At 64.2% G+C, this 11420-nt stretch carries 10 protein-coding genes; 8 read left to right on the top strand and 2 right to left on the bottom strand.

Annotated elements, in window-relative coordinates; genetic code table 11:
- Nucleotides 1–46 precede the first annotated feature (46 nt).
- Nucleotides 47–1591 carry a deoxyguanosinetriphosphate triphosphohydrolase family protein gene (locus ACWA1Q_RS14530; protein ID WP_463758378.1) on the top strand — a complete coding sequence of 515 codons (1545 nt, stop codon included), beginning with the start codon at nt 47–49 and terminating at the stop codon, nt 1589–1591.
- A 25-nt stretch (nt 1592–1616) separates the two neighbouring features.
- Here ACWA1Q_RS14530 and ACWA1Q_RS14525 read toward each other — a convergent pair whose 3' ends face one another.
- A complete protein-coding gene (locus tag ACWA1Q_RS14525; RefSeq protein WP_463758376.1) occupies nt 1617–2354 on the bottom strand; it encodes a FadR/GntR family transcriptional regulator in 738 nt (245 codons plus the stop codon).
- Nucleotides 2355–2514: 160 nt separating this feature from the next.
- On the opposite strand from ACWA1Q_RS14525, the gene ACWA1Q_RS14520 reads away from it, so the two are divergent.
- From ACWA1Q_RS14520 to ACWA1Q_RS14500, 5 genes are all read left to right on the top strand, one after another.
- Nucleotides 2515–3897: an MFS transporter gene (locus ACWA1Q_RS14520; protein WP_463758374.1), complete on the top strand. Its 1383-nt coding sequence runs from the start codon at nt 2515–2517 to the stop codon at nt 3895–3897.
- Between the two features lie 64 nt (nt 3898–3961).
- Nucleotides 3962–5689, top strand: a complete 1728-nt coding sequence (locus ACWA1Q_RS14515) for a dihydroxyacetone kinase family protein (RefSeq protein ID WP_463758373.1) — start codon at nt 3962–3964, stop codon at nt 5687–5689.
- A gap of 7 nt (nt 5690–5696) precedes the next feature.
- Nucleotides 5697–6164, top strand: coding sequence for a ribose-5-phosphate isomerase (locus ACWA1Q_RS14510; RefSeq protein ID WP_463758371.1), 468 nt, complete (start codon nt 5697–5699; stop codon nt 6162–6164).
- Nucleotides 6164–6925, top strand: a complete 762-nt coding sequence (locus tag ACWA1Q_RS14505) for a sugar phosphate isomerase/epimerase family protein (RefSeq protein WP_463758370.1) — start codon at nt 6164–6166, stop codon at nt 6923–6925. The genes ACWA1Q_RS14510 and ACWA1Q_RS14505 overlap by 1 nt, the downstream gene beginning before the upstream one ends.
- Complete coding sequence (locus ACWA1Q_RS14500) at nt 6925–7779, top strand: phosphogluconate dehydrogenase C-terminal domain-containing protein (RefSeq protein ID WP_463758368.1); 855 nt, start codon at nt 6925–6927, stop codon at nt 7777–7779. The genes ACWA1Q_RS14505 and ACWA1Q_RS14500 overlap by 1 nt, the downstream gene beginning before the upstream one ends.
- 22 nt (nt 7780–7801) lie before the next feature.
- Here ACWA1Q_RS14500 and ACWA1Q_RS14495 read toward each other — a convergent pair whose 3' ends face one another.
- Nucleotides 7802–8860, bottom strand: coding sequence for a LacI family DNA-binding transcriptional regulator (locus ACWA1Q_RS14495; protein WP_463758367.1), 1059 nt, complete (start codon nt 8858–8860; stop codon nt 7802–7804).
- A 162-nt stretch (nt 8861–9022) separates the two neighbouring features.
- On the opposite strand from ACWA1Q_RS14495, the gene ACWA1Q_RS14490 reads away from it, so the two are divergent.
- Together ACWA1Q_RS14490 and ACWA1Q_RS14485 are read left to right on the top strand one after the other, a co-directional pair.
- Nucleotides 9023–10063 carry a nucleoside hydrolase gene (locus ACWA1Q_RS14490; protein ID WP_463758365.1) on the top strand — a complete coding sequence of 347 codons (1041 nt, stop codon included), beginning with the start codon at nt 9023–9025 and terminating at the stop codon, nt 10061–10063.
- A 61-nt stretch (nt 10064–10124) separates the two neighbouring features.
- Entirely contained in the window at nt 10125–11390 is a 1266-nt protein-coding gene (locus ACWA1Q_RS14485) for an ABC transporter substrate-binding protein (protein WP_463758363.1), read from the top strand.
- The last annotated feature ends 30 nt before the right edge of the window (nt 11391–11420 follow it).

The raw sequence follows: 11420 nt of genomic DNA, 5'->3' as shown, positions 1-11420 counted from the left end.
GGACCTTGGACGCACCACCCGGCACACTCGCTAGGCTGGCGGCACCATGCTGAGCTATCCGCGAACCCACACCGGAGGCGGCCGCGACCGCACACTGACCGAGCCATCGACGACGGGTGAGGATGAATTCCGCGTCGATGTGGAACGCATCCGTTTCTCGCCGTACTTCACGCGACTGTCGGCCGTCACTCAGGTGATTCCGCAGGCCGGCTCCGGAACCATCGTGCACAACCGGCTCACCCACTCGCTCAAGGTCTCGGCGGTTGCCCGCTCGATCGCTGTCTCCTTCCGCGACGCGAACGACAACACCCGCGCCATCATCAGGGAACTGGGCGGATGCGACCCCGTCGTCGTCCAGGCGGCCGCGGCTGCGCACGACCTCGGCCACCCACCCTTCGGGCACCTTGGTGAGCAGGTGCTCGACCGGGTCGCCCGGAACCGCCTCGGCCTCCCGGATGGCTTCGAGGGCAACGCGCAGACCTTCCGCATCCTCACCGCGCTCGACAGCTGCGACGCGACCCCGCGCGGACTCAACCTCACCAAGGCGGTTCGAGCAGCGGTTCTCAAGTACCCGTGGACCCGCAACGAGTGGCGTGCGCTCCCACCCCGGCCGGCGGAGGAACTGCCACGCGGAGTCGGGACGGATGCGGCATCCGGAGCCCTGAAATTCTCGGCGTACTCGATCGACGCCCTCGAGATGGCCGACGTGCTCGCGGTGTTCCCGAAAATCGGGCAGCACCAGCAGACGCTCGAGTGCTCGGTGATGGACATCGCCGACGACATTGCGTATTCGGTGCATGACCTCGACGACTTCTACCGTGCCGGGGTGCTGCAGTACACGTCGGTGTCGGCGGAGCTCAACGGGTGGCTCTCGGCGCAGTCCGACCTCGCTGCCCTCGACGACGCCGAGCTGGCCGTGCGCCGGCCGGGTCACTCGCTCGAGGCAGCGTGGCGCAAGGTGCAGCAGAAGGATGCCTGGATCGCCGATGCGGATGCTTTCCGCAATTCGGTCGAGAGGGTCACCACGGATCTCGTGGAAGGACTGCTCACCATTCCCTACGACGGCGGGCTCGAGGCTGACCGAGCCGTGTCGGCGTTCACCCGCAGGTGGATTGACCGGCTCAAGGGGAGCATCCGGGTTGAACGTGAACCGAACATCCGCAGTGGTCACGTGCGCCTCAGCAGGCAGGCGTGGCACGACGTCGTCGTGCTCAAGTTCGTACACACCCGTTTCGTGCTCGACCGTTCCGACCTCGCGGTATACCAGCGCGGGCAGGCGCGCGTGATCGAGGCGCTTGCCGAGGGTTTCCACACGTGGCTCAACGACCCAGCGGATGCCGCGCGAGCGCCACGCAGGCTGCTCGACTCGGTCGAGGCGGCGACGGAGGAGTACCGCGGGCTGCTCGACGAGGCGCCCGAATACTTCACCGCTGCCGGCGTGGGCACTGGGGCATCTGACATCGTGCAGCTCGGACAGAGCCGTGCGGTCGTGGACTACATCGCGTCGTTCACGGATGCGCAGGCGATGAGTGTCGCGACGCTCATCAGTGGCACGTCGGACAACCTGTGGGAGTCCGGCCGCAGCCTGTAGGCCGCGGTGATTCGGCGCGGGAGAGCTACGGGGCGACCGTCTTCGCGAGCCGGTCGCCTGCGGTGCGCATGTGCACAGCCATGGCGGATGCTGCGGCATCCGGGTCGCGCGTTGCGATCGCCTCGTAAACGGCCGTGTGTTCCTCGATCGCTACGCGAGCCTGTTCTGGCTGCTGCACAGCACGGTCCACCCAGACCCGCAGAAGGGAACGGATGCTCTGCAGCAGGTCGAGAAGCACGGTGTTCTCGATGCTGCGGGCAAGTTCGAGGTGGAACTGCAGGTCCGCCTCGACGAATCCGGCGAGGTTGTCGACGTTATGCCGCATGTCATCGAGGTGCTCAGCGAGGCGTTCAAGAGCTTCATCGGAAATTCGGGATGCCGCGAGCCGAGCCGCGTAAATTTCGAGCGCACCACGCACCTCGATCAGTTCTGCCGTGCGCGGTTCATCGAGCATGAGGCCCCAACTCAGCGTCTGGGGGAGGAGTTCACTGGCTGAGCCGCGCAGGTAGGTCCCCGAACCGGGGCGCACGTCGACGATGCCCAGCAGTTCGAGAGCGGCGAGTGCCTCGCGCACGGCTGAGCGCCCGACGCCGAGGCTCGTCGACAGTTGGCGTTCCGGCGGAAGCCGCGTTCCCGGTTCGATATCGCCGCGCGTGAAGATCTCGAGCAAGCGTTTTGCCACAGCCGACACCGGCGTCGCACCGCTCAGTGTGCCCATTGAGGCAGCGATTTCAGCGGAGGAGTCATTCGGGTAGGCCGGCATGGCTCCAAAGCTAGCAAACGAGCGGTCGTATTGAGCGCCACCGGTTGACCGATATTGGTCAACCGGTTGACAGAACGCCGATTTCGGGAAATACTCGTGAAAGCGAAATACGCGGCCCGGCCGGTACTCGCACATCCCCCTTCCTCACCAAGGAGTCAACGTGGACACCACCACAGACAAGCCAACGCCACAAAGCGCGGTGGAGAAATCCGCCATTAAGAAGGTGGCCGTTCGGCTGGTGCCTTTCGTGGCCCTGATGTTCTTCATCAACTACCTCGACCGCACGGCCATCGGATTCGCGGCGCCGAACGGCATGAACGACGATCTGGCCCTGTCAGCGGCCCAGTTCGGGTTCGCTTCAGGCGTGTTCTTTATCGGCTACATCCTGCTCGAAGTGCCGTCAAACGTTGCCCTCCACCGATTCGGTGCCCGCAAGTGGCTCGCCCGCATCATGGTCAGCTGGGGAATCGTCGCCCTGCTCTTCACCTGGGTCGGAAACTTCGAACACCTCGTCGTGCTTCGGTTCCTGCTTGGTGTCGCCGAAGCCGGATTCTTCCCTGGCGCGATTCTCTTCCTGAGCCTCTGGGTCCCGTCGAAGCACCGCGCGAAGATCCTCGCGCTGTTCTACTTAGCGCAGCCCCTCACCACTGTCATCGGAGCACCGCTCGCGGGTCTCCTCATCCAGCAGGACGGCATCTTCGGCCTCGAAGGCTGGCGCTTCATGTTCATGGGTGTTGCCATCCCGGCGATCATCGTCGGTGTCGTCGCCTGGTTCTACCTGAAGGACCGCCCGGCGGATGCCAAGTGGCTCACCGAAGAAGAAAAGGTGTGGCTCACCGCAGCACTCGAGACCGAGCGCAAGAGCACCGAGAAGGCCAACCCTCACGTGCGCATCCGTGACGCGTTCAAGAGCGGCCGGGTCTGGAACCTCGCGTTCATCTACTTCGGTTTCATCTACGGTCTCTACGCCCTCGCCTTCTTCCTGCCCACGATCATCGAGGGCTTCCAGGCACAGTTCGGCACCGAGTTCGACGTGTTCCAGAAGGGGCTCATCACCGCGATCCCGTACGTCCCCGCTGCAATCGCCCTGCACTTCTGGGCCCGGGATGCCACGAAGCGCGGACTGAAGACCTGGCACATCGCGATTCCCGCCTTCGTCGGAGCGGTGAGCATTCCATTCGCGCTGTTCGCCGGTTCGCCTGCGGCAACGATCGCGGTCATCGCGGTCACCGCGATGGCGATTTTCTCGGCGCTCCCCACCTTCTGGACCCTGCCCACCCAGTTCCTCACCGGAGCGGCAGCGGCAGCAGGTATCGCCCTGATCAACACTGTCGGCAACCTCGCCGGTTTCTCGGCCCCTTACATCACGGGAGCGGTAGCCGACTGGACGAAGGTCGGCGACGCCCCGAACTATGAAGCGCCGATGTTCATCGTCGGTGGATTCATGGCTCTCTCGGGAGTGCTCATGCTGATCCTCGCCCGTAAGAACCGGAACCGTCCGGCCGCCGACACTCAACTGGCTGCCGAGACCTTCGCTCACTGAGAACACCCGCGCGGGGTGGTCCATCGCCGCCCCGCGCTTACTCCCCAACGACCACGGAGCTCCCATGACCCGACTCTTCAACGATCCGGCAGCGTTCGCTGACGAGATGATCGACGGTTTCGTCGCCGCCAACAGCGCGCAGGTTCGCCGGGTACCCGGCGGTGTCATCCGCAGCACCATCTCGGCACCCGGCTCCGTTGCCGTCGTCACCGGTGGCGGATCCGGACACTACCCGGCCTTCGGCGGGCTCGTCGGGCAGGGTCTCGTCCACGGCGCAGCGCTCGGCAACCTCTTCGCCTCCCCATCCGCCCAGCAGGTCCATTCGGTGGCGTCCGCTGCGGACCTGGGCGGAGGCATCCTGCTCTCCTACGGCAACTACGCGGGCGACGTTCTGCACTTCAGTCAGGCGCAGGATCGCCTCCGCGACGCCGGAGTCGACTGCCGCACCGTCGTCGTCACCGACGACATCGCGAGTGCCCCGCTCGCCGAGAAGCACAAGCGCCGCGGTATCGCCGGGGATCTCACCGTGCTCAAGTCTGCAGCAGCGGCATCCGAAGCCGGTTATTCCCTCGACGACGTCGAACGCATCGCAGCCCACGCCAACGAACGCACCCGCTCCTTCGGAGTCGCATTCAGCGGCTGCACCCTCCCGGGAGCAACGGCACCCCTGTTCACCGTTCCCGAGGGCCGGATGGGTGTCGGCATCGGCATCCACGGCGAACCTGGCATCGACGAAACCGACATCCCGACCGCGGCCGGACTCGCCGAATTGTTCGTCTCCGCCCTCCTCGAGGAACTACCGGACGGCATCGACTCGGCCGATGGCCAGCGCGTCGGGGTAATCCTCAACGGCCTCGGCTCGGTGAAGTATGAAGAACTCTTCGTGGTCTACCGTCGTGTCGCCGGGCTGCTCGGAACGGCCGGCGTCACCGTCGTCGACCCCGAGGTGGGTGAGCTCGTCACGAGCTTCGACATGGCCGGGGCCTCGCTCACCCTGTTCTGGCTTGACGATGAACTCGAAACCTTCTGGCGGGCCCCCGCCAATACGCCCGCCTACCGCAAGGGCACCATGGTCGCCGCCGAACAGTCCGCCATTGTGGACATCGCCGACGAGGTCGCTGGAATCCCGGATGCCTCGCCCGAGTCCCGCGAATCGGCACGCGTCGCCGCAGTAGCCCTCCACGCCCTCGCCGGGGTGATCGACGAGAACGCCGACGAGCTCGGCCGGATCGACGCGGTCGCCGGAGACGGGGACCACGGCATCGGAATGCAGCGTGGCGCGCGGGCGGCGGCGTCAGCAGCCGATGAGTTGCTGGCCGCTGGAGCAGGCGTTCGGACCCTGCTTGAGCGCGCCGGTGACGCCTGGGCCGACCGGGCAGGAGGAACATCCGGAGCACTCTGGGGTCTCTCGCTCCGCGCTGTCGCCGGACAGCTCGACGACGAGGTGGCCGCAACCGGCGCATCGATCGCCGCCGGCGTCGATGCCGCGAGCCGGGGCATCCGGGACTTCGGGAAGGCTCAGATCGGCGACAAGACGATGGTCGACGCCATCGTGCCCTTCAGCGACACACTGACCCGCGAATACGCGCAGGGCGCCGCGTTCGCGCAGGCCTGGTCGACTGCAGCGGATGCCGCGACAACGGCTGCAGCGGCGACCGCCGACCTGCTCCCCAAAATGGGACGCGCCAGGCCGCACGCCGAGAAGAGCCTCGGTACGCCGGACGCCGGCGCCCACTCCTTCGCGCTCATCGTGCAGCGGATCTCGCGCGTCATCGACGCAGAACAGGAATAGGAACACCATGGACAAGCTTCGAATCGTTCTCGGCTCAGACGACGCCGGGTACGACTACAAGGAGATCCTCAAGAAGGACCTCCTCGCCAACGATCTCGTCGAGAGTGTCACCGATGTCGGCGTCGGTGCCGATGGGCACACACCGTACCCACGCGTCGGCGTCACCGTCGGTGAGGCCATCGCTGCCGGTGACGCCGACCGCGGCCTGCTCATCTGCGGAACCGGAATGGGCGTCGCGATGGCTGCAGGCAAGGTCGCGGGCATTCGTGCATCCGTCGCGCACGACAGCTTCTCGGTCGAGCGGCTTGTGCTCTCGAACAACGCCCAGGTGCTCGCACTCGGGCAGCGCGTGATCGGCGTCGAGCTGGCTCGTCGACTCGTGCGTGAATGGCTCACCCACCGTTTCGACGAAACGTCAGCCAGCGCCGAGAAGGTTGCTGTGCTCGACGAGTATGAAACAACGGGCAGCTGCTGATGATTGGCCTCGGCAGCTACGCGTTCTTCTGGGCACACCAGGAGGGACTCTCGCTCGAGGGCGCTCTCCAGGCGACCGCTGACCTCGGGGTCGGCCTGTTCCAGATCTGCGACTTCGCTCCGATCGAGAGCATGACCGACGACGAGTTGCGTGCGGTAAAAGCCACCGCCGACCAGCTGGGCATTGCCCTCGAGCTCGGGACCCGCGGACTCGACACTGCCCACCTCACCCGCTACCTCGAGATCGCCGGGATTCTCGACGCCTGGGTTCTTCGTTCGATGGTCAATACGACCGTCACCGAAGCGGGGGCGTTGCTCGACGCCATCCTTCCCGCTCTGGATGCCGCGGACGTCACCCTCGCACTTGAAACGTACGAACGCATTCCCACCGCCGAGCTCGTCGAGCTCGTCGACCGAGCCGGTTCGCCTCGCGTCGGTATCTGCCTAGACCCGGCAAACACCATCGCGATTCTCGAGCGACCGAACGAAGTCATCGCCGCCACGGCCGGGCACGTGGTCAATATCCACGTCAAGGACTTTGCTTTCTCGCGCCGCGATGGCTGGGTCGGATTCACCCTTGCCGGAGCTCCACTCGGCGAGGGACAACTCGACCTCGAGCGCCTGTTGTCGTTCGCCGACAGCATCCCTACCGTCAACCGGATCATCGAGCACTGGCTGCCCTGGCAGGGCGATGTCGAGACGACCGTCGCGCTCGAATCCGACTGGACCATCCGCAACCTCAACTATCTAAGGAGTCACTAATGTCAGAGAATCTCACCATCGCTGTGATCGGCGCCGGCGGAAAAATGGGCATGCGTGTGTCCAACAACCTCGTGAAGTCGGATCACACCGTCTTCTACAGCGAGGTGTCACCCGCGGGTCAGGAGCGAGTCACCGCCGCAGGCCGTAGCCTTACCGAGACCGAAGCCGCTGTTACCGACGCAGACGTCGTTGTGCTGGCCGTGCCTGACCTCGCGCTGCAGAGCGTCTCTGGGGCCGTTGTTCCGCTCATGAAGAGCGGCGGAATTCTGCTCACGCTCGACCCGGCCGCCGCATACGCCGGACTCCTCGCAACCCGTGACGATGTCATCCAGGCGGTTACCCACCCCTGCCACCCGTCGGTCTTCGTCGAGCGCCACACGCCCGAGGAGTATGCGGACACGTTCGGTGGCATCGCTGCACCGCAGGATGCGATCGCGGCGATCGAATCCGACGACGCCGACAAGGCTGCAATGGTCGAAACCGTCGTGCGCGTCATTTTCGCCCCGGTGGTCGACGTGCACTGGGTCACCGTGAAGCAGCTCGCGCAGCTCGAGCCGACGCTCGTCGAGACGATCGCCTGCATGATCGGCGCGCTGCTCAAAGAATCACTCGACGAAGCGGTCAACACGATGGGGGTTCCAGAGCCCGCTGCCCGCGCGATCCTGCTCGGCCACACCCAGGTGGCTCTCGCGAACAGCCTCAACGGCGACAACCCGTTCTCAGACGCCTGCCTCATCGCGATGGATTATGGCCGTTCGAACATCATCAAGGACGACTGGAAGAAGGTCTTCCGTGACGATGAGCTCGACAAGAACCTCGCCGCGATGCTGCACCTCGACAAGATCGAGAGGTAGCGGAGCGGAGGCGGCGGTCACCTCAGCGTACGGGGGCACCCGGACGGCGATTTCGCGAAGGTGGCCCCGTCGACTCACGGATGACCAACTCGGGTTCCAGGACGAAATGGTCGGGGTGCCTGCCGGTGCGGATTTGTTGATACAACATCCGGAACGTCGCGACGCCGAGCGCGCGGAAGTCGAGACGCATCGTGGTTAGCGGTGGCGAGAAGTATGCGGCGGATGGCATGTCGTCGATACCCACGATCGAATAGTGCTCGGGGGAGCGGAATCCGCGATTCTGCATGGCGCTCATAAAGCCCAGAGCGATTTCATCGTTACTCGCAACGACTCCGGTGAACAGCGCCGGATCAGCCAGTTCGCCGGCACGGAAGCCTGGGTGAGCAGACCAGTCGGTTGCGCCGCCGATCGCCTGTGGGAGCAGTCCCGCCGCTGTCATCGCGTCACGGTATCCCCGGTCACGTTCCGCTGCCTCGTTGCGGGTCGAGGGCCCGGCGATGTGCATGATGTCGATGTGCCCGAGGCTGATCAGGTGTTGCGTGGCGTCGAGCGCGGCTGAATAGGAATGAGCCCCTGCTGAGTTCTCTTGAGATCGGGGGCGTTCGGAAACCGTAAGTACGGGGATGCCTGCGGGTACTCGAGCCAGCAGACGGTCGGCGTCCGGGATGGGGGTCGAGAGCACGATGCCCTCGACCTGAACGGAGACGAACTGGTCCAGGGCTCGTTTTGCCTCGGCCTCCCAGTCCGTTGCTTCGAAGTCCAGGTCGAGCTGGGCGATGATCATCGTGACGTCGGCCTCACGAGCGGCGAGGCCAAGGCCGGTCAGTATGCTCGCACTCCCATGAATGAGTCCGCCCATCGACAGCACCCCTATGGTGTTTGTCCGCTGGGCGCGCAGGTTGCGAGCCGACTGATTCGGGACGTACCCCAGCTCACTGATCGCTGCGGCGATGCGCTCTCGGGTCTCGGTTCGCACGTAACCGGTGCCAGTAAAAAAGCGCGAAACCGTCTGCGTCGACACTTCCGCCATTCTCGCAACGTCGGCCATGCTCGGTCGAGGCGCTGCGCTCACTTCGGTCATGGTGGGTCCCCTCTGCCGCGCCCCGGTTATAACGAAAACGTAACGCCTTATCCAAGTTTATAGGTTATCGATCACCCACGTTATAAGTTATCGATCACCTAATCCCAATCGGTCAACCGGTTAATCAATATGCCCAGCACTCGTGCCCAACGAAGGACACCCATGACGTCGATTCCGAATTCAGCCGCTCGGGCCTCATTTGCCGCAAAGCGCTGGACGCTTGGCACCAGCCCCTGGCAGACGATCGCTCCCCTCGGCGGCCCACGGGCGCGTGTGATCATCGACAACGACTTTTCGGGTGACCCCGATGACCTGTTTCAGCTCGTTCACCATCTGCTGTCGCCCAACGTCAACATCGTTGCCGTCGTCGGCTCGCATCTTCGCGATGGCGACCCGTTCGACCCAGGTCCCCGCTCTGCCGACAACGCGGTTGCCGTGCTCACCGACGTGTTCGCTCGAATGGGTCTCGAATCGACCGAGCGGATCTTCGCGGGGTCGAACGATCCGCTGAGCGACCACAGAACGCCTCAGCCGTCGGCCGCTGTCGACGTGATCATTGCAGAAGCAATGGCGGACGACGCATCGCCGTTGTTTTTCGTTGCCGGCGGCGGCCTGACCGACCTCGCATCCGCCTATCTCATCGAACCGCGAATCGCAGAGCGCCTGACGGTGATTTGGATCGGCGGCAATGAGCACGTCGGTCTCGCGGTTCCGCCGCCGAACGCAATGCCGATCGAGTACAACCTGCTCATCGACCTCGTCGCTGGCCAGGTTGTCTTCAACGACTCCGAGCTGACCCTGTGGCAGATCCCGCGCGATGTCTACCGGCAGTGCCTGATGTCCGATGCGGAGCTGCGAATGCGCGTCGCCACGGCGGGGCCGCTGGGGCGGTACCTGTACGACGAGGTAGCCAACGTCATGGTTCGCGCCGCTGAGCAGGGCAGGGGGCCAGCCGAGACCTATGCGATGGGTGATTCCCCTCTCGTTCTACTCACGGCGCTGCAGTCCCTCTTCGAGGCGGACCCATCGTCGAGCGACTATGTCTCGATGCCAACCCCGGCGCTCGCCAACGACGGCACCTACTCCGCCACGATCGATGCGCGCCCGATGCGGGTATACACCCACGTCGATACGCGGCTGATGTTCGAGGACTTCTACCTCAAGCTCCAGGAATTCAGCAGCTGGCAGAACAGCAACGACTGACCAGTCTCCTTCACCGTTGCAAGCAAACGACACCAATCGATACGAACACGAAATGGAAGCAATGATGCACATTAATCGCTCGTGGCGCGCGATCGCCCTCGGGGCCGCAGCAATGACGGTCCTCGCCGGATGCTCCAGTAACGACGGCGGAGGCTCCGGTGACGGAGAGACCCTGTCCGTCTGGATGCCAACGCAAGAAGACTCGCAGGGCACCAACATCAACGCCCTCATCGATGCCTACGAAGAAGCAAACCCAGGCGTGACGATCGAGCTGGAGCAGCGGTCGGTCGACGAACACAAGAACGCGCTTCGCCAAATCGCCGGAACCGACGCCGGCCCGGACATCTACTGGTACTGGGAGGGCTCGGGCCTCGGTGGTGAACTCATCAACGTCGGTATGAGTGCCGACCTGTCGAATTATTACGCCGAATACGATTGGGACGACAGGTTCACTGCCGCGTCCCTTGGGGGCATCACACAGTACGGCGGCTACCACGGTGTGCCGTGGTCTCAGCAGGGTGAGGCTATTTACTACAACAAGACACTCTTCGATGAGGCAGGAATCTCCGAGGTCCCAACTGACTACGACGGTCTGGTGGAGGTCGCGGAGCAGTTGAAAACAGCCGGGATCACTCCTATTGAATTCGGTGGCACCGTCAACTGGGATGTCATGCGACTGCTCGACTCCCTGATCGAGACCACCTGTGGCGCGGATATCGCTGATGAGCTGAACACGGGCGACGGCGACTGGGGCTCCGAAGCCTGTGTCGCTGATGCGTTCACCGAACTGCAGACGTGGGGAGAAAACTACTTCAACGAGGGTTACCTCGGGATCAACAATGACGACGCAGCCCAGCTGTTTTTCTCTGGCGCAGCCGCCATGTCGCTTGAAGGCTCCTGGTACAACGGCCAGGTCGTCGACAACGGCATGAACCCCGACGAAATCGGGATCTTCATGTTCCCGACGGGCACCGGTCGACTGTACGGCTTTGGTGAAGCGTTCTACGTAAGCGCGACGAGCGAAAAAGCTGACGAGTCGGCGAAGTTCCTCGACTACATCACTTCGGAGGACGGCCAGGAGATCGCGGGAGACGCCTGGGGCGCTCTCTCCGTGAACAAGGACGTGCCGGTAAGTACTGACAACCCGTTGAACCAGGTCTGGGCCGATCTGTTCGCAGAAGCCGATGGTGTCTACACGAACAACGACCAGAACTTCTCTACGGCAGAGACGACTGAGTACTGGCGCATCCAGAACTCAGTTCTGACCGGCTCGATCGACCCCGCTGATGCGGGAGCCGAGTTCCAGAAGTTCCGCGATTCCCAATAGCGGCCCAACGCACGAGGGGGCCGGCGCGGC

Source organism: Mycetocola sp. TRD_SC_2 (assembly GCF_055361225.1).
Note: the sequence above shows the minus strand (reverse complement) of the source record. Positions and strands in the feature narration are given on the sequence as shown.